General features: G+C 70.1%; 18 protein-coding genes and 2 pseudogenes. 13 read left to right on the top strand and 7 right to left on the bottom strand.

Translation table 11 applies throughout. The features are described 5' to 3' along the window. Window positions 1–98: 98 nt before the first annotated feature. Both BBK82_RS18135 and BBK82_RS50300 read left to right on the top strand, forming a co-directional pair. Window positions 99–887: a M23 family metallopeptidase gene (locus BBK82_RS18135; RefSeq protein ID WP_083268018.1), complete on the top strand. Its 789-nt coding sequence runs from the start codon at window positions 99–101 to the stop codon at window positions 885–887. 235 nt (window positions 888–1122) lie between these two features. Then, complete coding sequence (locus BBK82_RS50300) at window positions 1123–1407, top strand: hypothetical protein (protein WP_154697368.1); 285 nt, start codon at window positions 1123–1125, stop codon at window positions 1405–1407. A 739-nt stretch (window positions 1408–2146) separates the two neighbouring features. Here the strand turns inward: BBK82_RS50300 and pcrA are convergent. Next, the gene (gene pcrA / locus BBK82_RS18125; RefSeq protein WP_065916050.1) at window positions 2147–4459 is read right to left on the bottom strand and encodes a DNA helicase PcrA; all 2313 of its coding nucleotides are present in this window, start codon (window positions 4457–4459) and stop codon (window positions 2147–2149) included. A 73-nt stretch (window positions 4460–4532) separates the two neighbouring features. Continuing rightward, window positions 4533–5000 carry a hypothetical protein gene (locus BBK82_RS18120; protein WP_065916049.1) on the bottom strand — a complete coding sequence of 156 codons (468 nt, stop codon included), beginning with the start codon at window positions 4998–5000 and terminating at the stop codon, window positions 4533–4535. A 243-nt stretch (window positions 5001–5243) separates the two neighbouring features. Here BBK82_RS18120 and BBK82_RS18115 point away from each other — a divergent pair, with 243 nt between their 5' ends. Next, entirely contained in the window at window positions 5244–5504 is a 261-nt protein-coding gene (locus tag BBK82_RS18115; protein WP_065916048.1) for a chorismate mutase, read from the top strand. A gap of 19 nt (window positions 5505–5523) precedes the next feature. Here the strand turns inward: BBK82_RS18115 and BBK82_RS18110 are convergent, their stop codons facing one another. Beyond that, the gene (locus BBK82_RS18110; RefSeq protein WP_065921161.1) at window positions 5524–6576 is read right to left on the bottom strand and encodes an arginase family protein; all 1053 of its coding nucleotides are present in this window, start codon (window positions 6574–6576) and stop codon (window positions 5524–5526) included. Window positions 6577–6647: 71 nt separating this feature from the next. Between BBK82_RS18110 and BBK82_RS18105 the strand changes: the two genes are divergently transcribed. The 7 genes and pseudogenes from BBK82_RS18105 (at window position 6648) to BBK82_RS54170 (ending at window position 13281) form a co-directional block, all read left to right on the top strand. Further along, window positions 6648–6974: a hypothetical protein gene (locus BBK82_RS18105; protein WP_065916047.1), complete on the top strand. Its 327-nt coding sequence runs from the start codon at window positions 6648–6650 to the stop codon at window positions 6972–6974. 103 nt (window positions 6975–7077) lie between these two features. Then, complete coding sequence (locus tag BBK82_RS18100) at window positions 7078–7938, top strand: hypothetical protein (protein ID WP_065916046.1); 861 nt, start codon at window positions 7078–7080, stop codon at window positions 7936–7938. Between the two features lie 173 nt (window positions 7939–8111). Beyond that, window positions 8112–8930, top strand: coding sequence for a hypothetical protein (locus tag BBK82_RS18095; RefSeq protein ID WP_154697367.1), 819 nt, complete (start codon window positions 8112–8114; stop codon window positions 8928–8930). 179 nt (window positions 8931–9109) lie between these two features. Continuing rightward, the gene (locus tag BBK82_RS18090) at window positions 9110–10024 is read left to right on the top strand and encodes a hypothetical protein (protein ID WP_065916044.1); all 915 of its coding nucleotides are present in this window, start codon (window positions 9110–9112) and stop codon (window positions 10022–10024) included. A 147-nt stretch (window positions 10025–10171) separates the two neighbouring features. Continuing rightward, window positions 10172–11503, top strand: a complete 1332-nt coding sequence (locus tag BBK82_RS18085; protein WP_065916043.1) for a serine/threonine-protein kinase — start codon at window positions 10172–10174, stop codon at window positions 11501–11503. 118 nt (window positions 11504–11621) lie between these two features. Then, window positions 11622–12444, top strand: a pseudogene (locus BBK82_RS54175) (serine/threonine-protein kinase); the annotation flags it as partial. A gap of 21 nt (window positions 12445–12465) precedes the next feature. Continuing rightward, complete coding sequence (locus BBK82_RS54170) at window positions 12466–13281, top strand: hypothetical protein (protein ID WP_065916040.1); 816 nt, start codon at window positions 12466–12468, stop codon at window positions 13279–13281. A 41-nt stretch (window positions 13282–13322) separates the two neighbouring features. Here BBK82_RS54170 and BBK82_RS18065 read toward each other — a convergent pair. After that, window positions 13323–14223: pseudogene (locus tag BBK82_RS18065) on the bottom strand (LysR family transcriptional regulator). Between the two features lie 81 nt (window positions 14224–14304). Between BBK82_RS18065 and BBK82_RS18060 the strand changes: the two are divergent. After that, window positions 14305–15231, top strand: a complete 927-nt coding sequence (locus tag BBK82_RS18060) for a DMT family transporter (protein WP_065916039.1) — start codon at window positions 14305–14307, stop codon at window positions 15229–15231. Window positions 15232–15351: 120 nt separating this feature from the next. Next, the gene (locus tag BBK82_RS18055; protein WP_065916038.1) at window positions 15352–15771 is read left to right on the top strand and encodes an SsgA family sporulation/cell division regulator; all 420 of its coding nucleotides are present in this window, start codon (window positions 15352–15354) and stop codon (window positions 15769–15771) included. 119 nt (window positions 15772–15890) lie between these two features. Here BBK82_RS18055 and BBK82_RS18050 read toward each other — a convergent pair whose 3' ends face one another. Both BBK82_RS18050 and BBK82_RS18045 read right to left on the bottom strand, forming a co-directional pair. Further along, on the bottom strand, window positions 15891–16241 hold the full coding sequence (locus BBK82_RS18050) for a hypothetical protein (protein ID WP_065916037.1): 351 nt from the start codon (window positions 16239–16241) through the stop codon (window positions 15891–15893). After that, window positions 16238–16729: a hypothetical protein gene (locus BBK82_RS18045; protein WP_065916036.1), complete on the bottom strand. Its 492-nt coding sequence runs from the start codon at window positions 16727–16729 to the stop codon at window positions 16238–16240. The genes BBK82_RS18050 and BBK82_RS18045 overlap by 4 nt, the downstream gene beginning before the upstream one ends. A 105-nt stretch (window positions 16730–16834) precedes the next feature. Here BBK82_RS18045 and BBK82_RS18040 point away from each other — a divergent pair, with 105 nt between their 5' ends. Further along, entirely contained in the window at window positions 16835–18121 is a 1287-nt protein-coding gene (locus tag BBK82_RS18040; RefSeq protein WP_065916035.1) for a serine/threonine-protein kinase, read from the top strand. Here BBK82_RS18040 and BBK82_RS18035 read toward each other — a convergent pair. Further along, window positions 18105–18698, bottom strand: coding sequence for a hypothetical protein (locus BBK82_RS18035; protein ID WP_065916034.1), 594 nt, complete (start codon window positions 18696–18698; stop codon window positions 18105–18107). The genes BBK82_RS18040 and BBK82_RS18035 overlap by 17 nt on opposite strands.

The raw sequence follows: 18698 nt of genomic DNA, 5'->3' as shown, positions 1-18698 counted from the left end.
CAGAAGGACACCGAGTCAGAACCCCGAAATCTGGCTCACCGGGATCCCCCGCCCGGCAGTCCACCCGACCAGGCTCCCCGAAGGCGGAAGGGCAAGCTTTGAGTCACCACCGCTCCCCCGGCGGCCATGAACGCAGTGCTGCGCTTGAAGAGGCAGTCGACCGCGCTTCCACGCGCACCGTCAGCTCCCACCGGCTCCCCCCGCCACCGTCGGCGCTTCGCGGACGCATCGTCGTCGCCGCCGTCGCAGTAGGTGCCTTCGCCGCCGCAGGCGCCGGCCAGATCGGTCAGGCAGCCGCGGACGAGGGCAACGACGTCCAGCTCGCGAACCACGCCGACGGCGCCGCAACGTTCGAGGGCGTGGGTGGCGACACCGCCTCCGCGCCGCAGATCCTCGCGGTCTCCAAGACGACCGCGGAAGGCTCCGCGGAAGCCGCCAAGCTCCTGCGCAGCCAGCAGCTCACCACGCAGCGCGAGGCCGCCGAGGCCGAGAAGAAGCGCCCGAAGTTCTTCCGCCCCGCCGCCGGCGAGTTCACCTCCGGCTACGGCGGCCGCTGGGGCACCATGCACCTCGGCATCGACATCGCCGGCCCGATCGGCACCCCGATCCTCTCCGCCGCCGACGGCGTCGTGATCGAGGCGGGTCCCGCCTCCGGCTTCGGCCTTTGGGTCCGCGTGCAGCACAACGACGGCACCATCACCGTCTACGGCCACGTGAACGACTACAGCGTCAGCGAGGGCCAGCGCGTCAAGGCGGGCCAGCAGATCGCCCGCATGGGCAACCGCGGCTTCTCCACCGGCCCGCACCTGCACTTCGAGGTCTGGGAGCCGGGCGGCCAGAAGGTCAACCCGCTCACCTGGCTGAACCAGCGCGGCGTGACGGTCTGATCGCTCGTTGTTCGGTCCGGGGTGAACTACGCCCCAGTAGCTTTCTGCGCGCCTTTCCGCGTTTGAGCCAGGTCGGATGGTGGTAGCGGCGGCTTCAGGCGTCCCTGTGGCCTCAGGAGCCGCCTGCGCCACGCTCGTGGCGCACGAAGTACGCGACCGCCACCCGCCAGACCGAACACATCCGCCTGCGCCACCGCGGCCCGCAAGCCCGGCAGGCCCCGCTCGCCGTCGTTTCGTGGAGCTCGAGCAGGGCACGCCACGCTTCGACGAGCATGATCGCCGCGGCTGGACCGCCGGTCGCTTTCGCCTTGAGCTCATCAAGGTCGCCGAACACACGTTCGCGCAGAACCTGAGCAAGTACGTGATCCACCGCGAGCACTCCCGCCGAGTCGATTCCCTCATGCGGCCGATTGTGCTCAGCAGGTCTGACAATTTTGAACGCAGCGGCTCTGAGCTGCAGAAACGATGCGGCCGGACCGCTCTCCCGTTCGGTCCGGCCGCACCTTCGCCGCGAAGTTAGGCCCCCGCCGTCCCTTCGCTCCCCTTCGTGCGCGAGCTGCTCCTGCTTGCCCCGGATCGCCCCGAACGTCCCGTTGGCCGTGCTGCTTGCGACACCCACATAGACGCACGGGGTGGCTCGGCGTTGCGCGGGTTTTGGGAATTGCTGTGAATCGGGTCAAGGGGAGATCAAGTCGCAGGTCAGGAGGGTGGAAGGGGCCGGGTTTGCGAGGGTTGGGCAGTTGGATGCGCGGCGGGCGGGCTGGCGGGCCGAACTGGCTGGGCCGGGTGGTCGGCCCCGGCTGGCGGGCCGGGCGGCAGCGTGGAACGAGCTGACCGGGTACGGGTGTTTGGCGGGGCCGGGCGGCGGTGCGCGGGGCGGGCCGCGGTGACGCTTGCCTGGTCAGGCTGGCTGGGCCGCGCCGGGCAAGTTGAACCGGACAAGCAGGCTGGACCGCGCGACCGGGCTGAGTCCGGCCGAACCGGCACGGAAGGCTGGGTTGGCCGGATACGCGAGCTTGGCGGGCTGGACGCGGTCCTCGTGTGCACCCGAAGAGCACGTGGCAGGCGCCCAGGTGCGTCCCGGGCAACGCGAGGTGTGCGCAAGGAGGCCGTGAACGCCGGCCAGGCAGTCAACAGACGGTGCAAGGCGCGCGAAGGCGGTGCAAGCCACGCCGGTCGCTGAGCCGACCGAGGTGCCAGGAAAGCAGTTCGCCCCGCCAGCAGTGCGCTGACGGGGCGAGAAGGACCTGCGGAGCGGGTCAGAGCTTCGTCATCGGGACGCTGCCGATCAGCATCAGCCGGACGGTGCCCGAGCCGCCGAAGTCGATGGTCGCGGTGGCGCGCAGGCCGGCGCCGTCCACGGCCACCACGCGGCCGAGGCCGTACTTGTCGTGGGTGACGCGGTCGCCCACGTCCAGCTTCATGGCCGGGGCGTCCTTCCAGCCCGCCTTGCCGGGGGCCGGGCGGGACAGGCCGCGGGAGGCGATGCTGCCCGAGGCGGAGCGGCCCCAGGTGGTGGCGGCGGTCGTGGCGGCGCGGGAGGGTTCGACGCGGCGCCAGTCGAGGAGGTCCTGGGGGATCTCGCCGAGGAAGCGGCTGGCCGGGTTGGCGCTGGGCTGGCCCCAGGCGGAGCGGACCAGGGCGCGGGAGAGGTACAGGCGGCGCTGGGCCCTGGTGATGCCGACGTAGGCGAGGCGGCGTTCCTCGGCCAGTTCGGCCGGGTCGCCGAGGGCGCGCATGTGGGGGAAGACGCCGTCCTCCCAGCCGGTCGAGAAGACGACCGGGTACTCGAGGCCCTTGGCGGTGTGGATGGTCATGAGGGTGACCACGCCGTCGGAGTCGGCGTCGGGGATCGAGTCGGCGTCGGCGACCAGGGAGACGCGTTCGAGGAACGCGGGCAGGGACGGGACCGGCTCGGCGCCCTCGGGGAGCTCCAGCTCGGTGAACTCGCGGGCCACCGTGACGAGCTCGTTCAGGTTCTCGACGCGGGTGTGGTCCTGCGGGTCCTCGCTGGCCTCGAGCTCGGTGCGGTAGCCGGTCTGCTCCAGCACGGCCTCGAGGATGTCGGCCACGTCGTCCTCGCGCGCGACCATCTCGCCGAGCGTGTCCATCATCTCGACGAAACCGGCGATCGCGTTGCGGGAGCGCGGGTTCAGCATCGGAACGCGGTCGTCGACGGCCTCGCGCAGGGCGGCGGCGAAGCTGATGCGCTCGCGTTCGGCGTAGGCGGAGACGCAGGCCTCCGCGCGGTCGCCGATGCCCCGCTTCGGGACGTTGAGGATGCGGCGCAACGACACCGTGTCCTCGGGGTTGGCCAGCGTCCGCAGGTAGGCCAGCGCGTCCCGGACCTCGCGGCGCTCGTAGAACCGCACACCGCCGACGACCTTGTACGGCAGGCCGAGGCGGATGAAGATCTCCTCGAACACGCGCGACTGGTTGTTCGTGCGGTAGAACACGGCGATCTCGGAGTTGTTGACCTCGCCGCTGTCGACCAGCCGGTCGATCTCGTTCGCGACGAACGCGGCCTCGTCGTGCTCGTTGTCCGCGACGTAGCCGACGATCTTCTCGCCCTCGCCGAGGTCGCTCCACAACGTCTTGTCGCGGCGGTTCGGGTTGCGCGAGATCACCGCGTTCGCCGCCGTCAGGATGTTCTGCGTGGAGCGGTAGTTCTGCTCCAGCAGGATCGTGGTGGCGTCCGGGTAGTCGCGCTCGAACTCCACGATGTTGCGGATCGTCGCGCCGCGGAACGCGTAGATCGACTGGTCCGCGTCGCCCACCACGCACAGCTCCGCCGGCGGGAGCTCGCCACCGGCCTTGCCGACGAGCTCGCGCACCAGCGTGTACTGCGCGTGGTTGGTGTCCTGGTACTCGTCGACCAGCACGTGCCGGAACCGGCGGCGGTAGTGCTCGGCCACGTCCGGGAACGTCTGCAGCAGCTCGACCGTCTTCATGATCAGGTCGTCGAAGTCGAGCGAGTTCGACTCGGTCAGCCGCCGCTGGTAGACGGTGTAGACCTCGGCGACCCGGCGCTCCAGGTCGTTCGTCGCCTGCGCGGTGGCGGTCTCGGGGTCGACCAGCTCGTTCTTGAGGTTCGAGATGTGCACGGCGAGCGTGCGCGCCGCGTACTTCTTCGGGTCCAGGTCGAGATCACGGGCGACGAGCGTGATGAGCCGGCGCGTGTCGTCGCTGTCGTAGATCGAGAAGTTCGACGACATGCCCAGCGTCTTCGCCTCGCGGCGCATGACCCGCACGCACATCGAGTGGAACGTCGACACCCACATCGAACGGGCGCGCGCGCCCACCATGTCGGCGACGCGCTCCTTCATCTCGGCGGCGGCCTTGTTCGTGAACGTGATGGCCATGATCTGGCCGGGGTGCACGTCACGTTCCGCGAGCAGGTACGCGATCCGCCTGGTGAGGACGCGCGTCTTGCCGGAGCCGGCGCCCGCCACCACGAGCAGGGGCGTGCCGGCGTGCTCCACGGCACGGCGCTGCGCGGGGTTCAGGTCGTCGAGCAGGTGGCCCGCGCGGAAAACGGGGGGACTTGAGGGCAAGTCGAACAAGGCGCTCATCGTCCATCCACGGTACCGGGCGGCACCGACAATTCCGGTACCGCCCGACCATGTGTTCGACGAGCAGCTTCGATCAGGTGCTGATGTCGACCTTGTAGGCCACTCCGGCGTGCACCTCGTCGTGGCCGCCGCTCTCGGCGTACACGTCGAGGGTGTCCGTGTGGTGCTGGTGGCCCTTCGTGCCCAGCGTCAGCGTCGGGAACGCCTCCTGCGGCACCGCGAGGAAGTCCGCCTGGCAGTGGACGCCCTCGACGCCGGGACCGCCGGCGACGTCCCAGCAGGTCCAGTGGTCGCCCTCGTAGCCGGTGACCTCAAGCTTGTCGGTCGGGAACGAGATGCGCAGGTGGAGGTCGTCCACGTCACCGGCCGACTGGTTGGTGACGTCGATCGCGAAACCGCCCGCGTACCCGCCTCTGATGTTCCACGTGCCGTTCGACTGGACGAGCCAGCCCGACGTCGGCGTGAGCTCGACCGACGCGAAGCCGGTCTCCGCCTGAGCAGCGGGAACGGCGACGGCCGACAGCAGGAGGGCAGCAGCCATCCCCAATGCGTACTTCATAAGACCCCCAGGTCGCTATGTGAGACGCCGAAGCGTAAATGGCGCAACGTGTGGCACACTACGTCCATGCGCGCGACGTGCTTCGAGTTTTTCTACGGGATCCGGACTCCGGCTCCCGTGGTCGTCCAGCGCTGACGAAGCCACCACGAAGCCCCGGAGTCCTCGGACCCCGGGGCTTCGTCGCTTCCGGGCCAGGGGCTCAGCAGAGTCGAGAGGTCACCCACGATGGAATCCACCACCACCGCGCCCGACATCACCGAGCTGCGCGAGGAGATCGACCACCTGGACGCCGAGATACTGCGGCTGATCCAGCGCAGGGTCGAGGTCTCCAAGATCATCGGCGCAGCGCGGATGGCGGCGGGCGGCACGAAGATCGTGCACAACCGCGAGATCGACGTGCTCAACCGCTACAAGCCGCTGGGCCCGGAGGGCAAGGACCTCGCGATGGTCCTGCTCAAGATGGGCCGCGGCCCACTCGGCAGGTAGGACGCCCACCGGCCCGGCGTCACAGCACGCCGGGCCAAAAAGGCCGGACGGCCGTGAGGACGCGTTCGAAGTCCGCGTCCACCAGCCGGCTGTCGTCCGGCACGTACGCCAGCGGATCCTCCAGCAACGGCGCTGGAAGCCGCAGGAGCCCCTCCACCAGCGCGTGCAGGCACAACGCGCTGTACCCGCGCAGGTAGCCGCCCTCCTGGGTGAGCACGACGCGCGTCCCGGACGACGCCACCCGCCGCCCGATCTCGCGGTACCCGGCGGCGGTCAGGTTGTGCCGGCCGTTCGGGTCGAACGCCGACCCGTCGAACCCCGACGCGCACACCAGCAGGTCCGGCTCGAACTCCCGCAGCAACGGGAACGCGATCTCGTCCAACGCGCGCAAGTACGCCGTGTCACCCGCGCCCAACGACAGCTCGATGTTCACGTTCCGCCCGTGAGCGCCCACCTCCGAGGGCGCGCCCGTCTGCGGATGGTTCGGCCCCCACGCCCCGTGCCGCATGTGCACGGAGATGGTCAGCACGTCCGGCCGGTCGTAGAACACCTCCTGGGTGCCGTTGCCGTGGTGCACGTCCCAGTCCAGCACCGCGACCCGCATCCCCTGGCGCCGCGCGGTCTCCGCCACCAGCGCGGCGTTGTTCACGAAGCAGTAGCCGTCCGCCATCGCCGGCTGGGCGTGGTGACCAGGGGGTCGTACGAGCGCGTAGGCCAGTGGCGCGCCTGACTCCAGCGCGGCCAACGAGGTCCCCGCCGCCGCACACACCGCGTTCCACGTCTCCGGCCCGACGACCGTGTTCACCTCCAGCGCCACACGCTCGGACACCCGCAACGAGTCCAGGTACGAAGCCGAGTGCACGCGCAGAAGCTCGTCCACGGACGCATGGCGCCCCTCGTGCCACTTCAAGTGCTCGGCCACGGGTCCGTGCGTCAGCGCATGCCGGAACGTGCGCAACCGCGCCGCGTTCTCCGGGTGCGGTTCGGCGACGTCCAGCCACGGCCAGGAGCCCGGCAGCTCCCACAGTCCCTCACCGGCGTCGTGCTCGAGGCAGTCGTCGTGCCAGAACATGTCCACGCGCATTCGGATATCAGGGCGATCACGGATGGTCCACCGGAAAAATCTGGAGGCACACTGGAGGCATGGGCCTCATCGCCGCACTGATCGCCATCGCCGGCCTGCTCGCCGCCTTGGCGCACGACGCATACCTGGGCATGCTCGGCTCGGCCGCCGGCAAGAAGGGCGCCGCCGGAGCACCTGTCGCACAGTTCGTCCGCAGCCGCTGGAAGGCCGCCATCATCACCACGGCGGGTGCGGTGATCGGCTTGTTGATCACCGGCGGTGACACCCTGGGCGCCGACGTGATCGGTGCGCTGATCGCCGGCGGCAGCGGTCTGGCGGCCCTCAACGGCGTGCAGCGCACGCAGAAGCAGTTGAAGAGCGGCCAAGCCCAGCTGCCCCCGCGGTAGGGGTTCACACTTCCGGGTGTCACTCGTCTTGAATTACCCCTTCAGGTTGCTCCGGCACGTCCGAACGGCCCTACCCTGATTGCGTCGCAGAGGGGTGTCGGGGATGGACGAACAGCCGGGCAAGCACCGTCTCGACGACGGTATCGCGGACCAGCGGCCCGTCGTCGGGGGTGACCGCATCCCGCTGCCGCGCCGCCGCCCGCCCGACCCGCTCGCGGACACGGACGGGCTGCGCAAGTTCAACATCGGCATGGTCCCGGCGTCCGTCACGCCCCCGCGCACATGGAAGCGGGCGGCCTGGTTCGCCGTGGTGTCCTCGGTGCTCGTGCTGGTCGGGCTGAGTTTCGCCGCGGCCAAGCTGGTCAGCGGCGGCGGCCAGGTGGAGAAGATCGGCCTGCCGGGCTACCCGTCGGACGTGCCGCTGATCTCCGCGCTGCCGACGGCGTCGAGCACCCCCTCCGCCACCCGCGGCAAGACCTCCGCCGCGAACACCGGGTCCGGCGCTCCGGTGCCCGGCACCGGCTCGGGGACGCCGCGGGCCACCGGCCGCAGCCCCGCCCCTGGCACTGGCACCGGCACTGGCACCGGCACCAAGCCGACCGGTCCCGCGCCGCCCGTGATCACGACGGTGCCGGTCTCGCAGGCACCGGTCGTCGACGGCACGCAGATCGCCCAGAAGACCGAGGACTTCTACCGGGAGATGGCGACGAACGCGGACACCGCGCTCGCCATGACCACGGACACCGTGCGCGCGAACGCCGACGCGCTGCTGGAGGGCCGCCTCGCCGACATCTCGCTGATCGAGGTGAAGGAGATCGCGGTCGACCCGGGCAAGGGCCTCACCGTGAGCCTGTTGCAGGTCACGAAGAAGGACGGCTCGGTCAGCCAGGAGAAGCGCGAGCTCAGCTTCACCCCCGGCGAGCTGCCGTTGATCAGCGGTGAACGGTTGAAACCCGGCGGGTGAGCAGCACTCAAGGTCAGGGCCCGAACTACCGACCGTAGTAAGTAACACCTTCGAGCGAATCCCACGCTCCGCTGGACGCCACGTACGGCTGAAGTCGGTCAAGAAACTGGCGTTCCAGCGTGAGGCCACGGTACGTCTTCAGGTGACCACGGACAGTACGGAGGACCAGGACAGTGCAGCGTCCCGCGACGACTGGACGGCGTCATGCACGTGCCGGCTCGATCAGCGTGGCCGAGCTGATCAAGCAGCAGCCGACCCCGGTGCGCATCCCCTCCCGCGAGGAAGCCGCGACCGACGCGCTCGTCACATCACTGCTCGGTCCGACCGAGCTCGTGCCCCCGGTGAGCCCCGCCCGCCGGCGCCGCGCCAGGAACGCCCGCATCGCGCGGGTCGCCGGCTGCTGCCGGCGCCGCCGTGCTGGGTCCTCGATCACGGGCGCGGCCATCCTCGCCGCCAACCGCCCGCCGAACGCCGGCGTCCCGGTCTCCGAACGCCCCTTCGCTGTCCGGCGCGAGCGCCTGCGTCCCGACGTCCTGTCCGCCCAGCTGCCGAGCGAGCACACACCGCTGCGGACCGCGCCCGAGGTGCCGATGCCGCAGCCGTCCGCGCTGCTGCTGGCGCCGCCCGCCGAGCCGTCGGCCGAACCCTCGGCGGAGACCGCCACGCCGCTGGTGTCGACCGGTCCGCAGCCGCAGGTGGACGTCGTGAAGAAGTTCTACGAGCTGCTCACGACCAAGCCGAACGCGGCCGCCAAGCTGCTCTCGCCCGACCTCGTGGGCACGGACCCGAAGGAGTTCGTCGAGTCCTGGGGCATGATCCGCACGGTCAACGTCGACCAGACCTCGCTGCGACCCGACGGCACGGTGCTCGCGGTGGTGTCGATGCAGGAGCTCAACGGCAGCTGGCTGCGTCTCGAGCAGCTCTTCTGGCTGACCGACACGACCCAGCCGCGCATCATCGGGACCGAGGTCCTCTCCGCTCAGCGCCACTAGTCAGCACAGTTCGGTCGCGCTCACCCCCGTGCGCCGTTCGCAGTCGAACGGTGACCGCTCGTCGCGAATAACTAGTTCAGATCGTGAAAATTCCCCCGAAGGGGTTACATCCTGGGTCACGATTCGGTATCCATGTTCCCGCCAGTGCGTATACGAGAGCCTGGAAGGGTGAACGAGCGGTGTCGATTGAGGACCATCGTCGGCGGCTGAACGGTTCGGCGGAGTCGACCGGGCAGCTGTCCGTCGCCGAGCTGATCGCTCGCCGTGAGGCCGAGACCATGCCGATCCCGGTGATCACGGACGACATCACGCCGGAGGCCTTCGAGCCGACGATCAAGTTCAAGTCGGTGCGGACGCCCGACCCGAAGCACCCCGGCAGCAAGCCGCGCAAGCAGACCGCCGGCGAACTGCACATCACCGAGCTGCTGCGCCGAGAGGGCCGCGCCGACGACACCCAGAGCGGTGGGTTCACCGTCGGCAAGCTGGCCGCGGCCGCCAGTGGTGGTGTCGTGCTCTGCGGTTCCGTCGCGTTCGGTGCCTCCTCCTGGCTGTCCACGCCCGACGAGCGGCCGCTCGCCCAGGTTCGGTTCGACGAGCGCGCCCAGGCCCGTGGCGCGAGCGCGGGCACCGAGGGCGTCGTGAAGCTGCCGTCGAACAAGACCCAGCAGGCCGACGAGACCGAGACGGCGAGCGCCGACCCGACGACCGAGCAGGTCAGGGTCGCCCCGTACACGCAGCAGCCGACGCAGCAGAAGCGTCCGGCGCAGCCGCAGACGCAGACCCAGCAGCCGACGCAGCAGCCCTCGCAGTCACCGACCGCGAGCACGCCGTCGAGTGAGACGCAGACCACACCCACGGCCCCGAGCACGACGCCGTCGACCTCGACGCCCGCTCCGCCGACGAGCTCGTCCACCGCGACTCCGCCGAGCAGCACCACGCCGCCGCCCAGCTCGACGGAGAACCCGCTGCCCACGCCGTCGAACCCGGTGGACGTGAGCATCGACCTCGGAGTCCTCGACCCGGTGCTGAACACCGTCGGGGAGACGGTCGACGACACCGTCGGCGTCTTCGACTTCTTCGCACCGGCTGAGTAACGCATCAACCCGGTAGCACAGCGGCCGCACACGACAGGGGTACCCTGTGCGGGCATTCCGGACGACCGCTGACTACCGCACGAGGAGCACGAGCGTGGGACCTGCTGCCACCGCGGTCTCCCCTTCGCTGCGCGCCGGGGTGGTCGTGTGACGACGTCCGACGCCACCGACGGCCGTCTGGTCGCCGACCGGTACCGCTTCCTCGACCGCATCGGCTCCGGCGCGATGGGCATCGTCTGGCGCGCCCACGACGAACGCCTCGGCCGCGAGGTGGCGGTCAAGCAGCTGCTGCTCGCCCCCGGCCTGGACGAGGCCGAGCAGGACGAGGCCATCCAGCGCGCGATGCGCGAGGGCCGCATCGCCGCCAAGCTCCACCACCCGAACGCCATCGCGGTGTACGACGTGGTGGAGGAGGACGGCGTCCCGTGCCTGGTCATGGAGTACCTGCCGTCCTACAGCCTCGCCGACGCGCTGGCCGAGGGCGGGCCGATGGACCCGATCGAGGTCGCGAGCATCGGCACCCAGTGCGCGGCGGCACTCGCGGCGGCGCACGCGGCCGGGATCGTGCACCGGGACGTGAAGCCGGGCAACGTGCTGATCGCCGAGAACGGGATCGTCAAGATCACCGACTTCGGCATCTCGCGCGCCTCCGACGACATCACGGTCACCAAGACCGGCCTGATCGCCGGCACGCCCGCGTACCTGGCACCGGAGATCGCCCGCGGTCAGGACCCGACGCCGGCCTCCGACGTCTACTCGCTCGGTTCGACGCTGTTCGCCGCAATGGAGGGCGAGCCGCCCTATGGAGTGAGCGAGAACACTCTGGGTGTTCTGCACGCCGTCGCGGCCGGCCGGATCAACCCGCCGACCGTCGACCACCCGCTCGCCGACACGCTGCTGTACCTGCTCAACTTCGAGGCCGACGACCGGCCGACGATGTCGCAGGCGCGGGAGCTGCTGGCCGCGGTGGCGCACGGCCGCGCGCCGTCGTTCACCGGCCTGCCCGCGGTGGCCGGGCCCGACGCGACGACGATCGTGGAACCGGAACGGACGCGCATCGTCCGGTCGGCCCCGCGCACGTCGCCGCCGCGGACCGCGCCGCCGATGGCCCCCGTTGTCAAGCAGCAGGACAACCGGCCGTTGGTGGTCGCCGCGGCGGTGCTGGCGTTGTTGCTGGTCATCGGTGGTTTGATGGTTGCGCTGGGCGTGTTCGACAAAGAGCAGAAGACGCCGTCCGCGCCGCCGACGAGCTCGTCGTCCGTGGTGCCCACGACCACGTCGGTGGCCGAGGTGACGACGACCACGCCCGAGGCAACGACGACGCGCGAAACAGCGTCTAGCACTACGACGACCACAACCACGACCACCACGACGACGACCACGACCACGACAACGCCGCCGCCGCCGTCGAGGTCGACGACTACGACGACCACAACGACGACCACCACGACGTCGGCGCCACCGCCGCCGTCAGCCTGAGCGCGTTCTGTCGTAGTTATCTCGTAAGGTGGGTACTCGCACCGACGGGTGATTCGAACCCGGACGTGTGACGAGCCGTTGAACAGAGAGCTAAGTGACCGCACAGCGGGGAGCAACTGTGACCGACGATGGCCGATTGGTCGCTGGTCGCTACCGATTGAGCCAGCGCATCGGTAGCGGTGCCATGGGCGTCGTCTGGACCGCACACGACGAACGCCTGCACCGGACCGTCGCGGTCAAGCAGCTGCTCCTGCAGCCGGGGCTAGCCGACGGCGACGTGGACGAGGCCAAGAGACGTGCCATGCGCGAGGGCCGCATCGCCGCGCGCCTGCAGCACCCGCACGCCGTGGCCGTGTACGACGTGGCCGAGGACGACGGCCAGCCGTGGCTCGTGATGGAGTACCTGCCGTCGAAGAGCCTGTCGGCCGTCCTGTCCGAACGGGGCACGCTCCCGCCGCGCGACGTGGCCTCGATCGGCATGCAGGTCGCCTCCGCACTGGCCGCCGCGCACAACGCCGGCATCGTGCACCGCGACATCAAGCCCGGCAACGTCCTGCTCGGCGACGACGGCACCGTCAAGATCACCGACTTCGGCATCTCCCGCGCGACCGGTGACGTCACCGTCACCGCCACGGGCATGCTCGCCGGCACCCCCGCCTACCTCGCCCCCGAGGTCGCCAAGGGCTACGACCCCGGCAGCCCGTCCGACGTGTTCTCCCTCGGCTCCACGCTGTACGCCGCGATCGAGGGCGAGCCGCCGTTCGGCCTGAGCGAGAACACCATCGCGCTGCTGCACAAGGTCGCCTCCGGCAAGGTCAACCCGCCGCGCAACGCGGGCCCGCTGACCGCCCTGCTCATGCGCCTGCTGCGCTCGGAGCCGGAGGACCGCCCCACCATGGTCGAGGCCCGCGACGCGCTCGCCGCCGTCGCCAACGGCCAGGCCGCCCCGCCTTCACCCCGCCGTGGTCGCCCGACGCACCCGCCGTCGTGGCGGCGCCCCGATCCAGAAGCAGCCGCAACCGGCCGCGACCCGTGCACTCCCGCCTCCGCCGCCCCCCAAAGCGACGAGGGTCGACCTCCACACCAGCACGCCGCCGCGCGCGATCCCCGCGCAGCCGCAGCACCAGCCGCCACCACAGCACCAGCCGCCACCGCAACAGCACCGCCCGGCCGCGGCGCCGCAGTACTCGCAGCGCCCCAAGCCGTCCCGTCCGGCCGCCGCGCCGATGAAGAGCAAGCGCACGACCGTCTACACCGCGCTCGCGATCGTCGCGGCCGCGGTGGTCGGGATCATGTTCGCGAGCATGATCTCGGACAAGAGCGGCGGCGGGAACGGCAACGGGAACAACAACGCGGGCGCCAACACGTCGTCGCAGCAGACCTCGGACCCGCAGGCCACGTCGTCGGCACCCCGGGCGGCCGGCAAGGCAGGCACGTGGACCGCGGCACCGGAGGCGCCCGACCAGGAGGCGCTGCTGCGCGACTACTTCGCCACCGCCCCCAAGTCGCCGTCAGATGCATGGCAGATGACGAACCCGAAGTTCCAGGGCAACTCCCAAGGCGGGTACGCGGGCTACGAGCAGTTCTGGAAGAGCATCCAGAAGGCCGAGTTGGTCAGCGCCCAGTACGACGGCAACTTCTTCTGGCGCACCGAGGTGAAGTACACGAAGAAGGACGGCACCACCTCGATCGAGCCGAAGGGCTTCTCGATCAAGTGGTCGAGCCCGACGATGCTGATCGAGACGGAGTCGTCGCTCGGCGCCGCACGGTCGGGGTGACGAGGTCAGCGACCTCGAGGGGCGGGCACCTGGAGCGCAGGTCAGGAGGCCCGTGCGGCCTTCTCCAGCGCCTCCGCCAGCGAGAGCACCGCGGGGTTCCACGCGGCGTCCTCGCGGTAGACGACGTGGATGTGCCGCACCGGCTCGGGATTGCGGACCTTGCGCAGCACCACGCCCGGATGCGCGTACTCCAGCCCGAGCCGCGGGATGAGCGTGACGCCGAGCCCGGCGGCCACGAACCCCTGTGCGGTCGCGTAGTCGTCGCTCTCCACCACGAACTTGGGCGCGAAGCCCGCACCCGCGCACGCGTTCGGCACCAGGTCCTTGCACGGCGCGGTGGTGCCGCAGTCAGCGGAGACCCACGACTCGTCGGCCAGTTCGCCGAGGTCCAGGACGCGTTTGCGGGCCAGGGCGTGGCCGCGTGGCAGGACGGCGTAGAACGGGTCGGCGAGCAGGTGGCGCGTGACCACGCCGTCCGGCGTCGGCTGGCCGGGTTCCAGGATCGTGATGACGACGTCCGCGCGGCCCGCGGTGAGCTCCTCGAAGGAGTCGACGGGCTCGGCGAGCTTCAGGTCGAGCTCGACACCGGCGCGTTCGGCGCGGAACTGGGCCACGGCGGGCGGCACGAGGGCGGCGCCGGCGGTGGCGAAGTAGCGGACGCGCAGGGTGCCCGCGCAGCCGTTGCGCAGGGCCGTCAGCGCTCTCGGCCTCGGCCAGCTGCTCGGTCAGGCGGGCGGCGTGCTCGGTGAGCAGGCGGCCGGCGGCCGTGGGACGGACGCCGCGGCCGACGCGTTCCAGCAGGGGCAGGCCCGCCTGCTTCTCGAGGCTCGCGACCTGCTGGGAGATCGCGGACGGGGTGTAGCCGAGGTTGGTCGCGGCCGCGGTGATGGAACCCGTGGTCACGACGGCTCTGAGGACCTGCATGCGGCGCACGTCGAGCATGCCTCGACCGTACAGCAGTGCTTAAAGGTTATGCACAACAATTAAATTGTCTTTACGGGTTGCCGGGCGCATGGTTGACCCGTGAACCAACGCGGAACGTTGATCAGGATGGGCGTGCTCGCCCTGCTGTGGGGATCCAGCTTCCTGTGGATGAAGCTCGCACTGGGGAGTCTCGGACCCCTGCAGATCGCGCTCGTGCGGACGTTCTTCGGAGCGCTCGTGCTCGTCGTCGTGCTGGGGCTGGCGCGGATGACGCTGCCGCGCAACCGGCGGGTCTGGGCCCACATGACGTTCGTCGCGCTGTTCGGCAGCGCGATCCCGTTCACGTTGTTCGCGATCGGCGGCCAGACGGTCGACTCCGGCGTGTCCGGGGTGCTCAACTCGACGACGCCGCTGTTCGCCTTGGCCATCGGGCTCGTGCTGGGCACGGAGAAGGTCAGCAACCTGGTCCGCATGCTCGGCCTGGGGATGGGCTTCGCGGGCGTGCTGCTGATCTTCGCGCCGTGGCAGGCGGCCAACAGCATCGCGAGCTGGGGCGCGGTCCTGTGCCTGCTGGGCGCCGCGAGCTACGCGATCGGCTACTCCTACGCGGGCCGGTACCTGGTCAACACGGGTGCGACCTCGACGCAGCTGGCCGCGATGCAGCTGACCACCGCGATGGGGATGCTCGTGCTGGCGCTGCCGTTCGGCGGCCTGCAGCCGCTGCACCTGCACTGGATCGGCGTGGTCGCCGTCGTCATCCTCGGCGTCGCCGGCACCGGTGTCGCGTTCATCCTCAACTACCGCGTCATCGCGGACGAGGGCGCCACCACCGCGACTACTGTCGGTTACCTGCTGCCGGTGGTCTCCGTGCTCCTTGGAGCGATCTTCCTCGGAGAGCAACTGAACGCAAGGGTCGTCGCTGGCATGCTGGTGGTGCTCCTGGGCGTCGCGCTGACCCGCCGTCGGCCCGTCGCGGCAGGTCAGAACGTCTCACCAAACGAGACACGCGACCTGGTCAAACGCTGAAGGGTGAGACGTGCGTCTCCCCCAATAGGATGGTTCCGAGACGAATCGCGTCCGTATCGGGCTGCTCAGCCGTCTCCTCATTGTTGAAGGAGATGACACCAGCCTGCAAAGGACATCGACATGAACAACGAAGACCTGAAGGTCGTCGCCCGCACCACTTTCCAGCTGCTGGCCCCCGGCGCGGCTCCCGCACCGGTGGAGGCGGAGCTGGTCTACGACCCCGAAGACCCCTACGCGGTCGCCGTCGTGTTCCACACGGGCTCCGGCCGGGTGGAGTGGATGTTCGCCCGCGACCTGCTGGCCGACGGCCTGCTGACGCCGTGCGGCGAGGGCGACATCCTGGTCCGCCCGGCCTCTGACGACCCGGAACGCGTGCTGGTCGAGCTGAACGCGCCGACCGGGTTCGCCATCCTGAGCGCCGTCGCCGAGGACGTGGCGTCGTTCCTGGACAGCTCCTACGACGTGGTGCAGCCCGGCGAGGAGGACCTGTGGATCGACTTCGACCGCGAGCTGCAGAAGCTGGTCTCGACGCTGGACTAGTCCGCCTGGTGGCTGAACGGGCGCGGGACGAGGTGCCGGCGGAGCACGCCGACCAGCTCGTCACCCGGAGTCACCAGCACGACGTTCGCCGTCGAGGGCAGCGACGACGAACGACCGGACTACTCGGTCGCCTTGGGATGTGCACCGGCGTAGTCGATCCACACGGTGTGCTTCTCCACATCGATGAGGTACCAGACGCGGTCCCCACCCGTGACTTCGAGCTGCCAGCGCGGCATGACCTGTTCACCACGGACACCGGTCGACAGGCTGCCTTTGAGCTGCTCGTGCCGACTGGTCTGCCGGACGGGGCACGGATCGACGCGCATGAGGTCCCAGGCGCGGCGCAAGTTGTTCGCCGCGCGGTTCTCCAGTTCCTGCCAGCCCTTCGCCGCCTCACTGGTGCCGAAGCGGATGTGCCACTCCCCGCCGACTGCGGGCGGAGCGACCAGATCGTTCTTCTTCGGACTCACGCGGTGGTTGCCCCCGGCTCGGGAACCTCGCCGAAGTCCTCGTCGTGGTCTCGGCTCAAGATTTCCACCAACCGGGGATCGGCGTGCACCTCGGCAGTGCGCCGCCATTGGCCGATGAGGGACACGACCGGCGCCGGAGTGCCGAGCGAGTTCGCAGCTTCCAGCGTGTCGACCAGTTCCACGACGAACGCCTGCACGTCCTCGCGCGGCAGGAACCTCACCCACGGGAACGCCCGAGGCACCACCTCGGTGACCAGCCGGCGAACCTCGGAGCTGTGCTGCATCAACGCGACGAAGAGCGTGGTCGTGGTCGAGATGACCTCCCGCACCTCCTCCGCTCGCCCAGCCGTCGTCAGCACCAGGTCCTCCTCGTCACCGCGACGGTGGACGAGCAGCGTCTGGTTCGGCGACTCCTGCAGCTTGCGCACAGAGTCCGCCGGCTTGTTGGACAACTCGCTGAAGTTGATCCCAGAGGCTGTGATGGCCATAGTTGCAAGGTACTTTAAAACTCGACTTGACGCCACCAGGCACCCTGTCGGCCGCTTCGACCGAACCCCCGCAAGCCCGCACCCGGCCATGACTACTCTGGCGGTGTGACAACCATCGGGGGCCGCTACACGCTGCTGGAGCGCGTCGGCAGCGGAGCGATGGGGGTGGTCTGGCGGGCGCGGGACGAGGTCCTGGCACGTGAGGTCGCCGTCAAGCAGCTCGTCACCGGAGACCACCAGCGGGCGATGCGGGAAGCACGCAACGCGGCGAGACTGCACCACCCGCACGCGATCGCGGTGTTCGACGTCGTGGGGAACGACGAAGAAGAGCCCTGGATCGTCATGGAGTACCTGCCGTCGCAGAGCCTCTCCGCGCTCATCGCCGAGAAGGGGACGCTCAAGCCGGCCCAGGCGGCGCGGGTCGGCGGGTTCGTCGCCTCGGCGCTGGCCGCGGCGCACAGCGCGGGGCTCGTGCACCGGGACATCAAGCCCGGCAACGTCCTGATCGGGCACGACGGCACCGTCAAGATCACCGACTTCGGCATCTCCAAGTCCAGTGGCGACGGCACGCTGACCGACACCGGCATGATCTCCGGCACGCCCGCCTACCTGGCGCCCGAGGTGGCGCGCGGTGAGCAGCCGGGTGAGGCGTCGGACGTCTTCTCGCTCGGCGCCATGATCTACACGGCGATCGAGGGCGAGTCCGTCTACGGGCCGAGCGACAACAGCTTCGGCCTGCTCTACCGGGCCGCCAGCGGGCAGCTCAGGGACGCCAAGAACGCCGGTGAGCTGACCCCGTTGCTCACCCGGCTGCTGGCCGTCGACCAGGAGGAACGGCCGACCGCGCAGGAGGCCGCCGACCTGCTGGCCGCCTCACCGCAGCCGTCCCAGCCGCTGGTCCTGCCGCCCCAGCTGCCCAAGCGCAAGCTGCCGAACCGGCGGATCCTCGTCGTGTTGTCGCTCATCGGGCTGCTGGCGGTCGGGGGTGGGGCCGCGGCCGCGTACTGGAACGGCACCGGCACCGACGTCCCGGTCAACCAGGGCAGCTTCCCCAGCGACCCCGGCGCCCGCTACTTCTCCGCGGCGGAGGCGGCCTACTTCGTCGAGAACCACTACGCCATGCTGCCCAGCGCGGCCGACGTGGCGTGGCGCAACCTGCACGGCAAGGCGAGCGAGCCGCAGGAGAAGTACGTGGCCCGCTGGGCGACCTACCAGTCGGTCAAGTGCTCGCCGTCCAGCGTGCCGGTCCGCTCGGAAGGCCCGAACTGGGTGGTCACGGTCGACCTGATGCTCCAGACCACCAAGGGCGAGCAGCAGACCGGCACCTACGAGGCCGTGGTGGCCGCCGTCAGCAACGAGATGAAGATCGTCAGCATCATGCAAACGCGGTGAGCAGCGCCCAGAACGTGCCACCGCCGACGACCAGGCCCATCGCCGTGCCGCCCAGCACCTGACCGGCGGTGTGGTCGCCGAGCTCCACGCGTGACCACGACACCAGCGCGGCGGGCAGTGCGACCAGCAGCAACAACGGGCCGAAGACGATCGCCAGCGTCACCACCGCGGCCCACGCCACCCCGGCGTGCAGCGAGATCTTCCACTTCAGCCCGAACGTGATCGCCATGCTCACGACGAGCGACGCGAACATGCTCCCGGCCAGCGCCAGCATGCTGACCGGCGCGCCGCCCAGCACCATGACCACCGTGCCGGCCGTGAGCGACGCACCCGCCGTGAGCAGCGGGACCAGCCTGCCCTCGCGGTTCGTGACGTGGTGGCCGTCCCACTTGCCCTTGCGCGCGCCGCGCACGATGACGGCCATGGGGATGACCGAGGCCGTGACGGCCACGACGAGGCCCCACAGCAGCGTCTCCCACACGTTCTCGGACGTCGCCGCCACGGCGAACGGCAGCAGGACGACCCAGACCCACGGCGCCAGCACCTCGGTGGCAGCGCGGGCGACCTTCTTGACCAA

Source organism: Lentzea guizhouensis (assembly GCF_001701025.1).
Taxonomy (GTDB): domain Bacteria; phylum Actinomycetota; class Actinomycetes; order Mycobacteriales; family Pseudonocardiaceae; genus Lentzea; species Lentzea guizhouensis.
Note: the sequence above shows the minus strand (reverse complement) of the source record. Positions and strands in the feature narration are given on the sequence as shown.